The 14,717-nt window shown below is 47.0% G+C and carries 11 protein-coding genes; 10 read left to right on the top strand and 1 reads right to left on the bottom strand.

The features are described 5' to 3' along the window. Positions 1–24: 24 nt before the first annotated feature. From recC to recD, 3 genes are read left to right on the top strand one after another with little or no spacing between them, the layout of a single operon-like run. The gene (recC, locus tag Q7V21_RS05900; protein ID WP_304916385.1) at positions 25–3,222 is read left to right on the top strand and encodes an exodeoxyribonuclease V subunit gamma; all 3,198 of its coding nucleotides are present in this window, start codon (positions 25–27) and stop codon (positions 3,220–3,222) included. After that, positions 3,219–6,695 carry an exodeoxyribonuclease V subunit beta gene (gene recB, locus Q7V21_RS05895; RefSeq protein ID WP_304916384.1) on the top strand — a complete coding sequence of 1,159 codons (3,477 nt, stop codon included), beginning with the start codon at positions 3,219–3,221 and terminating at the stop codon, positions 6,693–6,695. The genes recC and recB overlap by 4 nt, the downstream gene beginning before the upstream one ends. Next, positions 6,692–8,434 carry an exodeoxyribonuclease V subunit alpha gene (recD, locus tag Q7V21_RS05890; protein ID WP_304916383.1) on the top strand — a complete coding sequence of 581 codons (1,743 nt, stop codon included), beginning with the start codon at positions 6,692–6,694 and terminating at the stop codon, positions 8,432–8,434. Before recB ends, recD begins: the two co-directional genes overlap by 4 nt. Here recD and Q7V21_RS05885 read toward each other — a convergent pair. Further along, positions 8,431–8,862, bottom strand: a complete 432-nt coding sequence (locus Q7V21_RS05885) for a YhcB family protein (RefSeq protein WP_304916382.1) — start codon at positions 8,860–8,862, stop codon at positions 8,431–8,433. The genes recD and Q7V21_RS05885 overlap by 4 nt on opposite strands. A gap of 197 nt (positions 8,863–9,059) precedes the next feature. Here Q7V21_RS05885 and Q7V21_RS05880 point away from each other — a divergent pair, with 197 nt between their 5' ends. From Q7V21_RS05880 to phnE, 7 genes are all read left to right on the top strand, one after another. Next, positions 9,060–10,523 carry a helicase HerA-like C-terminal domain-containing protein gene (locus Q7V21_RS05880; RefSeq protein WP_304916381.1) on the top strand — a complete coding sequence of 488 codons (1,464 nt, stop codon included), beginning with the start codon at positions 9,060–9,062 and terminating at the stop codon, positions 10,521–10,523. Between the two features lie 75 nt (positions 10,524–10,598). Beyond that, the gene (locus Q7V21_RS05875) at positions 10,599–10,847 is read left to right on the top strand and encodes an accessory factor UbiK family protein (RefSeq protein ID WP_069296895.1); all 249 of its coding nucleotides are present in this window, start codon (positions 10,599–10,601) and stop codon (positions 10,845–10,847) included. Between the two features lie 36 nt (positions 10,848–10,883). Then, positions 10,884–11,639, top strand: coding sequence for a hypothetical protein (locus tag Q7V21_RS05870; RefSeq protein WP_304916380.1), 756 nt, complete (start codon positions 10,884–10,886; stop codon positions 11,637–11,639). Positions 11,640–11,681: 42 nt separating this feature from the next. Then, positions 11,682–11,996 carry a pyrimidine/purine nucleoside phosphorylase gene (locus Q7V21_RS05865; RefSeq protein ID WP_304916379.1) on the top strand — a complete coding sequence of 105 codons (315 nt, stop codon included), beginning with the start codon at positions 11,682–11,684 and terminating at the stop codon, positions 11,994–11,996. Between the two features lie 184 nt (positions 11,997–12,180). Further along, positions 12,181–13,035: a phosphonate ABC transporter ATP-binding protein gene (gene phnC / locus Q7V21_RS05860; protein WP_304916378.1), complete on the top strand. Its 855-nt coding sequence runs from the start codon at positions 12,181–12,183 to the stop codon at positions 13,033–13,035. Next, positions 13,035–13,898: a phosphate/phosphite/phosphonate ABC transporter substrate-binding protein gene (gene phnD, locus Q7V21_RS05855; RefSeq protein ID WP_304916377.1), complete on the top strand. Its 864-nt coding sequence runs from the start codon at positions 13,035–13,037 to the stop codon at positions 13,896–13,898. The genes phnC and phnD overlap by 1 nt, the downstream gene beginning before the upstream one ends. A 9-nt stretch (positions 13,899–13,907) precedes the next feature. Further along, the gene (gene phnE, locus Q7V21_RS05850; protein ID WP_304916376.1) at positions 13,908–14,714 is read left to right on the top strand and encodes a phosphonate ABC transporter, permease protein PhnE; all 807 of its coding nucleotides are present in this window, start codon (positions 13,908–13,910) and stop codon (positions 14,712–14,714) included. Positions 14,715–14,717 lie beyond the last annotated feature (3 nt).

Genomic DNA, 14,717 nt, shown 5'->3' with positions numbered 1-14,717 from the left:
GCTTTGGGTCAAGGAAAACGTAACATGCTGAATGTGATCTACAGCAATTCGATGTCGCAACTGGCTGCACATTTGGCTGAAGCCCAACAGCTGAACCCATTACCGCCGTTACAGGCTGAAACGGTGATGGTGCAGAGTAATGAACTGGCACGCTGGCTGAATCTGTATCTGGCTTCCAATCAATCCATTGCCGCGCATATCGAATTTCCGTTTCCATCGGCATGGTTATGGAAGTTATTCCGTCAGGTCTGGCCAGAAATCCCTCGCGAGTCACCGTATTCCACCGATGCGATGAGCCTGAAAATCTTTGAATTGTTGCCAACGATCAGCATTTTGCCAGAATTTGAGGCGATAAGTCGCTATCTTGGTAAATCTGCCGATCAACGAAAAATGCTCGATTTGGCACAACGTATTGCTGACAGCTTTGATCAATATTTAATGTATCGTCCGGATTGGATCGCCCAGTGGGAAGCCGGTAAAACGAATAATTGGCAAGGCGCTTTATGGCGTAAGTTGACTCAAGCTGACCCAGAGCCGATGCATCGGGCGCGTTTACTGCAAAAGATGCAACAAGCGCTGAAAAACAAACAGTTTCCAATGTCAATCCTGCCGCCGCGAATCGCTATTTTTGGTCTGACAGCCATGCCACCCATCTATCTGGATTTGCTGGCTCAAATTGCTGAATTTACTGATGTCTCAATCTACTTTCTCTCCCCCAGTGAGGGCTATTGGGGCGATCTGCTGAATCAGAAATCTCAGGCCAAACAACGCCTGTTATTTGATGATGAAGAAGAATTCAACGATAACGGCCATCCGCTGCTGGCCAGTCTGGGCAAGCTAGGCCAGACCTTTTTTGAGCAGCTGCAAGCCATACCCCATGATGCAGAAATGCTCTACCTGCAACCTCAGGCACACGATATATTGAGCCAGCTCAAGCAGGATATTTATCAGCTCGATAAGGGCAACGAAACCATCACTGTTTCAGCTGATGATGATTCTGTGCAAATTCACAGTTGTCACAGCGCAATGCGTGAAGCCGAAGTGTTACATGATCAATTACTGAATCTGTTTGAAAAACATCCTGATTTATCACCCACCGATGTGGTGGTAATGACGCCGGATATTGAAGTGTATGCTCCGGCGATAGAAGCTGTTTTCAGTAGCCAGCCGGTTGAACGATTCATCCCTTTCAGCATTGCCAATCGTGGTGATGCTCAGCAGCAAACTATTATTGAAACATTCACTGAGTTACTGAGTTTGCCGCAATCCCGGTTTGATGCCGAGACGATTATGCGTTTGCTGGAATGTACCGCAATTCAACGTCAATTCAGATTGGAGCATAGCGATCTGGATACCATACGTGGCTGGCTTCGTGAGACGCAGATCCGTTGGGGACTGGATGGTCAGGATAAACACAAATTAGGTTTGCCAGCGCTGGATGCCAATACCTGGCGCGCCGGACTCGACAGATTAATATTAGGCTATGCCTTGCCACCGGCAGAACGCGATCAGTGGCAGTTGTTTAATGCTCAATTACCGGTCAGTGGTATCTCCGGTGACCGGGCGCAGTTAATGGCCCAGCTTAATGCCTTTATTGATCAACTCAGCTTGTTACGAAATGAAATGAAACGGCCGAGAACCGCGGCTGACTGGCAACAACTACTCACCGACTGGCTACGTCGATTGTTTGTGATTCGTGAAGAAAACGAACAATTGCAATTGGATGCACTGTTAAAAGCCATGGATTCGTTGACTGAAGCTGCAAAGCAGGTTGGCTTTGAACAAAGTCTTTCCATTGATTTATTAAAAGACTGGCTGGATCTGCATATTGAACTGCCCGGCGCTGAGCATCAGTTTATGGGGCGCGGTCTGACCTTCTGCGACATGGTGCCAATGCGTAGCATTCCATTTGATGTGGTGTGTCTGATTGGCATGAATGACAACAGCTATCCGCGTCGCCAACCGAAACCGGGCTTTGATTTGCTATCCAGTGATTACCCGCGGGGTGACCGCTCACGTCGGGATGATGATCGTTATCTGTTTCTGGAAGCGATTCTGTCAGCCAATCGACACCTGTATATCAGTTATGTCGGGGCCAGTATTCATGATAATTCGCTGATCCCGCCGTCTGTGTTGGTCAGTGATTTTGCTGATGTGTTGAATAGACGTTTTCAGACGACAGCAGGCACTGAGATCTGGGAGCAGTTACTCACCCGGCATCCCTTGCAGGCTTTTAGTCCCCGTTATTTTTCCGGTCAGCATACTAACCTGTTTAGCTTTAACGCCGAGGCATGCCCGCCGCCACATAAAAATACTGAAACCACCAACTGGTTTGCCAAAGCGCTACCCGAAGCTGATGAAAGCTGGCGTTTTGTCAGTCTGCATCAACTGATCAGCTTTTTCAGTCATCCGGCAAGATTCCTGGCCCAGCAACGACTGGGTATCAACTTTGAAAATGACGATGCCACGCTGGAAATTCGTGAGCCGTTTGCCTTGAATGGTCTGGAAGCCTGGAGCATTCGCCAGCAAATGCTGGAAGGAAGACTGGCAGAGCTGGATGCCTCGCAGATCCAACCGGTGATTCAGGCAACGGGCGTATTGCCACAAGGTCATTTTGCCGAATTGCTATTTGACCAGCAGTTGGAAAAAGTCGACAGCTTTACCGAAAAATTACAGCCGTTAAGAAGTTCGCAGCCATTGCCAGCTTTGCCTTTTGAGTTTGACTGCGCTGAGTTTACCCTGACTGGTCAGATAGAAGGGTTGTCAGTTTCCGGGCTGTTGCAATACCGCTTGGCCAAAATGAAAGCCAAAGATTTGCTTGGCTTATGGTGTTCACATCTGGTGTTGAACTGTTTAAAACCGCAGGGCGTGGCACTACAAAGTCAGTTGCAATGTGAAGACAGCTATATAAAGTTCAATCCCGTTGCTGAAGCAGAATCATTACTGGCCGATTTGTTGACTATCTACTGGCAGGGTTTGCATCAGCCAATCCCGCTGCTGCCACTGACCAGCCTGACATATGCAGCAGCTGAACTTGAAGCTGCCAATGATCCTGACGGCAAAGCATTCAAAGTCTGGAACAGTAGTTTCAATGCTGGGGAAGATGCCGATCCCTATCATCAATTACTGTTCCCTGAATCGCCGTTAAATGATGAATTCCGAGAGTTGGCTCTGCGAGTTTATCAGCCGATATGGGATGCGATGGAGGGAGACAAACCATGAAACAGTTTGATCTCGACACTACCCCGTTAAAGGATGTCAATCTGATTGAAGCCAGTGCCGGTACGGGTAAAACCTATACGCTGGCCGGGCTGTATTTACGCTTGATATTGGAACATCAACTCAACGTTGATCAGATTCTGGTGGTTACTTATACCCGTGCTGCAACGCAGGAATTACGCGATCGACTGCGTAAAAAGCTCAGTGATGAACGCAAGCTGATAATCAATCAACAACCCAGCCGAACTCAGGATTTGAAACGACTGGATCTGGCGATTCAAAGTTTTGATGAAGCGGCCATTTACACTATTCACAGCTTTTGTCAGCAAGTGCTGAAAGACTTTGCTTTTGAATCCGGCAGCCCGTTTGAAATGGATTTGATTGGCGATGATCGTGAGCTATTACTCGCGGTTACCGATGACTTCTGGCGCAAGGTTGTGGTGCAGTCCGACAATGATTTCACGGCTTATTTACTGGCCAGAAAACAAACCCCGGAAACCCTGTTGCAATCGATACGCAGTCTGGTTGGAAAGCCGTATCTGCAGATACAGGATTTGCCGAATGTGGATGCGGATTCGGTTACCGAAGCCTTAAATAATGCCTTTTGGAATACCAGCCAAAGCTGGCAAAAAGAATCAGAGCAGATCACTGCATTTTTAGTGGGTGGGGGACTGAGCAAAACCAGTTATAAACCTGAAAAAGTCGAACGTCTGCTGCAATTGCTAAGTATTATTTTCAACGAATCAGCCTGTCCGTCAGCTTGGGACGAGTTGTTGGATTTAGCGACGCAGGAAAAAGCCGAAACCAGTTTGAAAAAGGGCACAACATTACCAGAGCTGCGATTCTTGGCTGCGATGGATACCTTAAAACAGCGTTATCAGGATTTGGATAATGTCCGGGCATTGCAGCTGCAACAGTTGCGTCTGCAATTGTTGGCATTTATCCGTGAACAGTTGCCACAGCAAAAAATGCAGCAGCAGGTGCAGTCTTACGATGATTTGTTGATTAATCTTTCTCAGGCATTACAAGGCCCACAAGGGGAGTGGTTGGTCAGCAGATTGCGTGAACAGTTTAAGGCCGCATTGATTGATGAGTTTCAGGACACTGATCCGGTGCAATACGATAATTTTCGTCGGATATTTGCAGCAAGCGGCCTGCCAGTGTTTTTTGTTGGCGATCCCAAACAGGCAATTTACAGTTTCCGTGGCGCTGATATTTTCACTTATCTCAAAGCCAAGCAGGATGCGTTAGCAAGCTACACCTTGGGGAAAAACTGGCGTTCACATATTTCGCTGGTGTCGGCGGTCAACCGCTTGTTTATGCAAACAGCTGCGCCTTTTATCTATGAACAGATTCCGTTTGTCGAAGTGGATGCTTCGCGTAATGGCGAGGCTGCACTTCAAGTTGATGATGGCGAAACGGCAGCGTTGCAGTTCAGTTATGTGGAAAGTGACAAACCACTGAACATTGAAGCAATGAGAAATGCAGCCGTTGAAATAACCACTAACGAAATTGCCCGCTTATTAAATCTCGCTGCCAACAATAAAGCCCGCTTGATTGATGAAGAAAGTCAGCAGGCGCGACCTTTAACGGGCGGTGATATTGCCGTATTAGTGCCCAGCCATGCACAGGCTGAATTGATTCAACAGGCATTACGCCGGCGTGGCATTAACAGTGTGCAGCAGGGCAGGGAAAATGTGTTTGCGTCTAAGCAGGCAGCAGATTTGTCCTGTTTAATGCTGGCGCTGGCACAACCCGATCATCATCAGCGTTTGAGTACGGTGTTGGCCGGGCCATTATTTCAATATTCTGCTGAGGATTTATATGCGATCCAGCAGGATGAATTGCGTTGGAATGCGTTAATGGATCAGTTGCAGCTATTGCAACAGCGCTGGCAGCAATCCGGTTTTATGGCGATGTTCCGCTTTCTGTTGCAGTTGGATAATGGACTGCAACATCTGCTTGAACAGGCAGACGGGGAACGCCAACTGACCAACTTTTTGCATCTGGCCGAATTGATTCAGGCAGAATCGGCCCGGCAGAACAATCATATTGAAGCGGTCAACCAATGGTTTGCCAGACAGCGGGAAGCCAGTGCCACAGAAGATGAAACTGCTCAATTGCGGCTGGAAAGTGATGCGGCTTTGGTCAAAATCATGACCATCCATTCCAGTAAAGGTCTGGAATATCCGATTGTGTTTTGCCCATTCAACTGGACCGCCAGAACCTTCAAAAACAAGACCGATATTATTGAGTTTCATGATCCAGATAATCAGCATCAACCCAGTGTGGCATTAGCTGAGCCTTTATTTTCAGAAGCACAAATAGTCGCTGAGCAGGAACAGCAGGCTGAGTCATTACGTTTGTTGTATGTGGCTTTAACCCGGGCCCGGGAACGCTGCGTTATTGTCTGGGGCAATGTACGAGATGTACAGAAATCGGCGTTATATCAACTTTTGCACGGCGAAAACTCAGCAGACATGCGTGAAGATTTACAGAATTTGTCAGCCAGCAGTTGCGGCAGCATTGCGATTACCGATTATCAGCCTCAACCGCCACTGATGTATCAGGCTGCTAAATCAGAGACAACACTTTATCAAGCCAGAAGCTTTACCGGAGACATCCATAAACCATGGCGCATTGGCAGTTTTTCGCTGTTAAGTCGTGGCCATGTTTCCGAGCAGCCGGATTATGATGCTGAACCCGTGACGGTTGAAACCGAGACGATAATGCAACGTAACAGCAAGGATCGGTTTGGTTTTGAACGGGGACGTCAGGCCGGTAATTTTCTGCATAAATGTCTGGAAAATATTGAATTTGATTCGGCTGATGCCACCCAAATCCAACAGACAGTGTCACGGTTATTGCCACAGTTTGGACTGGATTTGCAGTGGACCGAAGTGGTGACTAACTGGTTGTTGGCGATATTGCAAACTCCATTGAATGCCGACAGTGGCCTGCGGTTATGTGATTTACCGGCAAGTCAGCGCATTAATGAAATGGCGTTTTATTTCCCTGTGGCCGGATTGAATATGACAGCATTAAAAAATGTGCTGCAGCAGACCGACAAAGATTCGATCTGGCAGAAGCTGGCGGCAGATCTGCACTTTCATGAACTTACCGGCTTTATGAAAGGTTTTATCGATTTGGTGTTTGAACATGACGGGCGCTTTTATGTGGCCGACTATAAATCCAATCATCTTGGCTTTGAGCCGTCACAGTATCAAGGTGAAGCCTTGCAGAACGCGATGCTGAGTCATGGTTATCCGCTGCAATATCTGATTTACAGTCTGGCATTGCATCGACATCTAAAACAACGCTTGCCGGATTATGATCCAGAAGTACATTTTGGTGGTGTGTATTACTTGTTTTTGCGGGGTATGCAAGCGGAGTGGTCACAAACCGGTGTGTATTTTGATCGGCTGGATAGAACATTACTTGAAGCGGTAGATCAGTTGATGGCAGGTGAGCAATGAATGCCTTGAAACTACTGCGTGAAACCGGCTTTTCTGAGCTGGCTTATCAGTTTGCTGCCTATATCGGTCGTCAACAGCAAACAGAAGATCCGCTGGTCACGTTAACCGCTGGATTACTGAGTGAAACCATTAGCGAAGGCCATGTGTGCCTGAACCTGAATGACTTCAATTCACTGAATCCACTTGTTCAGGATGCGTTACCCGGCGCTTTCCAATGGTTGAAGCAATTGCAAAACAGCGAAGTCGTGGGCAAGCCCGGCGAATTCAAACCATTGGTGCTGACAGCAGATGGTTTGTTGTACCTGTATCGTTATTGGCAGTCGGAGCAGCAGGTTGCCAAGGCTATCAAACAACGTCTAAAAGACAGTGTTTCTTTGCCGGCTGCAGATAAGTTGCTGACATTTATGGGGGATTGGCAGAATCATCTGCCGGATATCGACTGGCAGAAAGTGGCAGTTTTAAGTGCGTTGCGGCGTCAGCTTTGTGTGATTTCCGGTGGACCCGGCACCGGTAAAACCACGGTGGTATTAAAAATTCTGCAATGTTTGCAGTTGAATGATGACAAACCACGAATTGCATTAGCCGCCCCGACTGGTAAAGCTGCAGCGCGTTTGCAGCAGGCGATTAATCAGCAAACAGGCGAACAATATATTGCCAAAACGCTGCATCGTTTACTGGGTATCAGCGCCAGATTTGATCAGGGTCGTTACTCTGCTGAACGGCCATTGCCGGTGGATGTGTTGATTGTCGATGAAGCGTCGATGATTGATATCAATTTGATGGCAATTACGTTGAAAGCACTGCCATTGCATGCACGACTGATTTTATTGGGTGACAGCGATCAGTTAGCCTCCGTCGAATCCGGTGCGGTATTAGCCAATCTATGTGCCGAACAACCGAGTTTTTCAGCCGATTTCAAAGCATGGGTAAAACAGATCAGTGACATTGATTTAGCTGCCACCAATGCTGACAATCCGTTAGAAGACAGTCTGGTTAAATTACAACACAGCTATCGCTTTGCAGCGGGTGGCCAGGTCGGTTTATTGGCCCAGGCAGTGAATCAGGGCGCAGCGGATCAGGTCATGGAATTATTGCTGAATCAAACACATTCAACCTTATTAGCCCCAGGCACCGAGCAAATACAAATACAGATATTGAACGGCTATCAGCGGTTTATCGAAGCGATTGAACAGCGGCAAGATGCGGTGAGCTGTATTAAAGCATTTGAAGCATTTCGCATGCTCTGTGCGGTGAAACAAGGGCCGCAATCAGTGTATTCGGTGAATCAGATGATGAGTCAATTGCTGGCAAAACGCGGTTGGCGCACAGCACAGCCGTTTTATCCCGGACGGCCGATTATGATCACGCAGAATCATTATCGACAGAACCTGTTTAATGGCGATATCGGTGTAGTGTTAGCCAATGCTGATGGCGAGTTACAGGCCTGTTTTCTGTTCGGGGAAGAATTGCGTTGGCTACCGTTAAGCCGGTTACCGGCACATGAAACGGTGTTTGCGATGACGGTACATAAAAGTCAGGGATCAGAATTTGATCATATTGCGTTGTTATTGCCAGAAGAAGATGCAGCGGTATTGAGTCGGGAGCTGGTGTATACCGCGCTCACCAGAGCGCGGCAATCGGTGCAGATTTTGTCGACGCAGCCAGTATTAAAACAGGCTGTGCAACGTCGCCATCAACGGGAAAGTGGTTTGGCGAAGTTACTTAGCAACCAGCCCTAGTAGTCTTTTAATGCTGCTTTTGCCCGGAGTTTTTCTTCATGCAGTTTCAAATCTTCAGTCAGCTCGGGTACCACGTGTTTGTTAGCATCCGGGCCATCTAACAATGCACCGGCACGATCCGGTAACACTTTATGTTCAGTGAAATTACCGAGTTTGTCGTAGCCTTCAGTCAGATGATCAAACATCTCTTTGTAGGGAGCGGCAATGGAAACAAATAAATTGGCTGTTTTCTCGTGATAGGCATGCACTTCTTCCTGATAGGCATCGAATTCAGCCTGGACCTGCGATAGTTGGCGCTCATGCGCCTGTGTCAGTTGCTTCAATTGTTCCGGACTACCAACCGGTTGGCGGCGACCCACCAGAAAACCAACAATCCCTGCGATAACAACTGCAACAATGCCGATGGCCCATATTTCAATTGATGTCATGACAAATCCCTAATGAAATCTTTGCAAAAAAGCTTATTATTAAACGTTACCGTGTGGTGGAAAACGGCTTTGATAGAGACAGCATAGCTTGCATCAGAGGAGTCCGCAAACAGATAACGTGTAGAACAAGGCAATAGTGTTGACCACATTTTGGTATTGAATATCCCTTGGATGAACGGTGTGGATAAGGAGAGCATATGGCATTACCCATGTTTATCGGACAGGCAGACCTGCCGGTATTTTTATTGCCGCAGATGGCCAATCGTCATGGCTTGATTGCTGGCGCTACCGGCACTGGCAAAACAGTGACCTTGCAGGGATTGGCCGAGGCCTTCAGTAATATTGGCGTACCAGTGTTTGCGGCCGATATTAAAGGCGATTTGTCCGGCATCAGTCAGCCGGGTAAAGCGCATCCCAAAATCAGTGAACGTGTCAGCTTAATGCAGCTTGATGACTTCCGGTTTTCCGGGTTTCCCACTACTTTCTGGGATGTGTTCGGTGAACAGGGGCATCCGGTTCGCACTACTATTTCCGATATGGGGCCGTTATTGCTGTCCCGATTGATGAATCTTAATGACACCCAGCAAGGTGTGTTAACACTGCTTTTTCGGGTGGCAGATGACAATGGCTGGCTGGTGCTTGATCTGAAAGACTTACGAGCCATGCTGCAGTTTGTCGCCGAAAATGCCAGCGAGTTTCAGACGTTGTACGGCAATATTTCAGCGGCCAGTGTCGGCGCTATTCAACGGCGTTTACTGGTATTGGAAGATCAGGGGGCAGACAAACTGTTTACCGAGCCGGTATTGAATCTGGATGACTTAATGCAAACCGATGTGCATGGCAAAGGCATGATTAACTTACTGGCAGCCGATAAGTTAATGCAGTCCCCACAGCTATACAGCACGTTTTTATTGTGGCTGCTGGCAGAATTATTTGACCAGCTGCCCGAAGTTGGCGATCCGGAAAAGCCCAAGTTGGTTTTATTTTTTGATGAAGCGCATCTGATATTTGATGATGCTCCCAAAGCTTTGCTTGATAAGATTGAACAGGTTGTGCGTTTGATTCGGTCCAAAGGTGTGGGAGTGTATTTTGTCACGCAAAACCCGACCGATATTCCAGATAGTGTCTTAGGCCAGCTGGGAAATCGCATTCAACATGCGTTGCGGGCCTACACTGCCAGAGATCAAAAAGCGGTCAAGGCTGCCGCAGAAACATTTCGTGATAATCCGGCTTTTTCCACCACCGAAGTTATTACCGAAATGGGCGTGGGAGAAGCGTTGGTTTCCATGCTGGATGAAAAAGGTCGGCCGCAGATTGTGCAGCGAACCATGATTAAGCCGCCGCAGGGGCAAATTGGCCCAATCACGCCACAACAACGTCAGCAATTAATGCAAAGTTCTTTAGTGGCTGGTGTTTATGAAAAAATGCTGGACCGTGAATCGGCGCATGAAATCCTCGCCGAACGTGCCGAAAAAATGCAGCAGGCGGCACTGGCCGATCAACCAAATGCAATGAAAGAGACTGTTAAACCAAAGCGTGTCAGTAATCGCGAATCGATATTTGAAGCCTTTGCCAAAAGTGCCATGCGCTCGGTTGGCAGTCAGATTGGCCGGCGTTTGGTACGGGGCATTTTTGGCTCGTTGTTAACGGGCAAAAAATAGAACAATTTGCGTTAAATTGAGTCCGACTGATATTCCCGTAGAATACAAAAGAATCATTTCAATCAAGGAACCAACATGATCGATCCCAAAAAATTCGATGAAATCGCCGATACCATTACCCGTGCCTTGCCACCCGGCTTGTTGCAAATGCGTGATGATGCTGAAAAAAACATTCGCGCTGCGATGACCTCCACGTTTAATAAATTAGATTTAGTGACTCGTGAAGAGTTTGAAGTGCAATCCCAGGTTTTGTTGCGTACCCGTGAAAAGCTGGAAGCGCTGGAAAAACGAGTAGAAGAGTTGGAACAGTTAAACAATAAATAAAAGTTTTACCATAACTAAAAAGGAAGTTAGAGAGAGATGAAAAAATCAGTAATTTTGGTCCCATCAACACTGTTGATGTTGATCATGCCAATGATGGCAACCGTTCAGGCAGATACATCTACACAATCTGCGACGACTATCAGTCAAAACCAGCAGCAAAATCTGCAGGGAAAATGGGTTGATACCTCTGGACGAGGCGTTTTGACCTTTGATAATGGCATGGCATTTTTATCAGCGACCGGCGATGTCGATCCACTCAATACTTATAAAGTGGAACTATCAGGCGAAGGTCAATTAACCCTGACACCGGCTGAGGGCAGCAAAGCCTCCAACAGAGCCATTCAGACGCAGGTTGATTGGCAAAAACAAAGCTTCAGTTTTAATAACGGTTTGTATAGCTTTGTGCGTCCGCCACAGATCACAGAGCAGGAGCTGGACGGCTTTTGGCATGAAGAAGCTGAGCTGCAGGGTGCGAGACATATCCGTGCCATGGAATATAAAAACAACGCTTCCAGCTACGATTATCACTGGTGGCGGGTAACACCTGCTTTGGGTACGTTCCAGAAAGGTGTGGATCGCGATGTTTCATTAAAACTCAGTCATGGATTTGTGTTTACTGATCCGAAATCCAGCAGCAACTATGTGCATTACGCAGTAAAGAAAGAAGGCGATACAATTCATTACGTGGATCGTAATGGTGCGACCTGGTCAGAAACCAAAACCGATAGCCTTTATGTCTATGAAGTGCCTAAAGGATATAAAGAGATGAAAGACTGGATGACACCTCGATAACTCAGGCGTATATTCCTTCAAATTTTTACTAGAGAGAGCTGTATGTCTACATTTGAAAATGTCACGGTGACCCGTGAAGCCAATATCTATTTCGATGGCAAAGTGACCAGCCGCAAAGTGACCTTTGACGATGGCAGTTATAAAACCCTGGGTATTATGATGCCGGGTGAATATAAATTTGGTACAGAGAAAGCCGAGTTAATGGAAATTCTCGCCGGACAATTGCGTTACCGTCTGGATGGCGACACGGAATGGACCCCGATTACCTACGGTCAGTCTTTCAATGTACCGGCCAATTCATCATTTGATATTGAAATCACCGAACTGGTCGATTATTGCTGTAGTTATTTAGACTAAACGTTGATTTAGTTTGGTTTTCCAAAACCGCCGTCTGTTATGGACTGGCGGTTTTTTTATGTCTGTGGTTTGGCCCATTGTCACCAAATGGTCATCTAATCTTCATTTGCCAGTCATATTTACCCCTTAGCATTCGATTGTGAACCGCAATGCTGCGGCGCTTAATATTGCGAAAGGTGATGATATGTCAGCTAAACAAACACCTCAGCCGATTCTGACAACAGAGAATTTAGGCATAACTTATCCCGGTGGAATTGAAGCATTACGTTCAACATCCATTCAATTTAAACGTGGTGAGTTTAATGTATTGCTCGGGCTCTCCGGTGCCGGAAAATCTTCGTTATTACGGTCACTGAATCATTTAGTGAAACCGACTTCGGGCACGGTGATCTCTGCTGAGTTTGGCGTACTGGATAACCAACGTACTTTACGTCGTCATCGTCGTAAAACAGCCATGGTGTTTCAACATCATCAACTGATCCTGCGTCACACAGCTCTGCAAAATGTGCTGATGGGACGCCTCGGTTATCACTCATTTCTGCGTAGCTTATTGCCAATGCCCCAAGCTGATTTGGAACTGGCATTGCACTGTCTGGATCGGGTTGGACTGGCCGACAAAGCCTTGTCGCGTGTCGATCAATTATCCGGTGGTCAGCAACAACGTGTTGGTATTGCCCGTGCTCTCGCACAGCAGCCAACCATTATTCTGGCTGATGAACCGGTCGCCAGTCTGGATCCTTCTACCTCTGAAAAAGTCCTGTCCCAATTAAAACAAATCTGTGCAGAAGACGGCATCACAACGATTGTCTCGTTACACCAACTTGAATACGCCAAACGCTTTGCTGATCGCATTATTGGCCTAGCTAACGCACAGATTGTATTTGACGCAGCTCCAGATCAATTGGACGACACACAACTGGCATTGATTTATCAACAAGCAGTCAGTTCCCCAAAAGACGGTTCGCTATCTGCCAAACAACGCACATCTGCTCAAGATCATTTACCCACAAAAACTGCAACACAACTGGAGATTGCCTGATGAAACTGTTTAAACAATTACTGTTAGCAACATCTTTGCTGATGACGGCTGTAGCGCCTGGCATAGCTGCTGATGCCGATCCGGATACACTCAAAGTGGCTTTGCTACCAGATGAAAATGCGTCTGAGCTGATCAAGCGTAATCAACCGTTAAAAGACTATCTTGAATCGACGTTGAATAAAAAAGTCGAGCTGATCGTCACCACCGATTATTCATCAATGATCGAAGCAATGCGCTTTGGCCGTATTGATCTGGCGTATTTCGGGCCGCTGTCTTATGTGATGGCCAAATCGAAAAGTGATATTGAACCGTTTGCTGCTATGGTGATTGATGGTGTGCCGACTTATCGTTCGATCATCATCGCCAACGCAGATGCCGGTATTGATTCGTATGCCGATATCAAAGGCAAAAAAATGGCCTATGGCGATCGGGCTTCAACCTCCAGTCATTTGATTCCAAAAACTGTATTGATAGAAGAGGGCGGTATCGAAGCACAAACCGATTATGAACAGCATTTTGTCGGTACCCACGATGCGGTCGCGGTCAATGTTGCCAATGGTAATGCTGATGCCGGTGGTCTTTCTGAAGTTATTTTCAACTTTGTGGTGGAACGTAAACTGATTGATCCCGCCAAGGTGAAAGTTATTGGTCACAGTAAACCTTATCCTCAGTATCCATGGGCAATGCGTTCAAATCTGAATGATGATCTGAAAGCCAAAATCAAAGAGGCGTTTGTCAGTCTGGATGATGAAGAAGTGCTGAAAGCTTTCAAAGCCGAGGGTTTTGCGCCGATTACCGATGCCGATTATGATGTGATTCGTGATATGGGCAAATTACTCAAGCTTGATTTTGCCAAGATGTAAGGACGTTTTATGAATACGCATGTCATTACTCATCAAGAGGCGTTGAAACGTTACAGCCAACGCTGGAAAAAACAAACCCTGCAGGTGGTGGCCTTATTGGCCATCATCCTGCTTGCAGCCTGGTATGTGAATGTACTCAACTTTGAATTACTGGCGAATGGTTTGCCAGCGATTGGCACTTTAGCCGGTGAGTCATTTCCACCTGACTTTACCAATATCCGTAACTGGTTTTCCCCACTGTTAGATACGCTGGCGATGAGTATTGCCGGTACAGCTATTGCCGTGATGTTTTCGGTGCCGATGGCGTTTCTGGCAGCACGTAATACTGCACCGCATGGCATTATTTTCCAGTTATCACGGGTCTTTTTAAATGCTCTGCGATCCGTGCCTGAATTGATCATGGGCATTATTTTCGTGGCAGCAGTAGGGTTTGGTGCGTTGCCGGGTGTGTTGGCATTGGCATTACATTCAATAGGCATGGTCGGTAAATTTTTTGCTGAAGCGATTGAACATGTTGATGAAGCCCCGGTTGAAGCCGCTCGGGCAGCCGGAGCATCACCGATGCAGGTGTTGTATCACGCGATTCTTCCCCAAGTCTTGCCACAGTTTGCTGACGTAGCTATTTATCGTTGGGAATATAACTTCCGTGCATCAACGGTTATGGGCATGGTCGGTGCCGGCGGCATTGGTTTTGAGCTGATGGGCTCACTACGCATTATGCAATATCAGGAAGTGTTGGCGATTTTGCTGGTGATTCTGTTTATGGTCACGCTGGTAGACGCGCTTAGCGGCGTGTTACGCAAAAAATTCAAGTAAAGG

It is taken from the genome of Methylophaga sp. (assembly GCF_030651745.1).
Note: the sequence above shows the minus strand (reverse complement) of the source record. Positions and strands in the feature narration are given on the sequence as shown.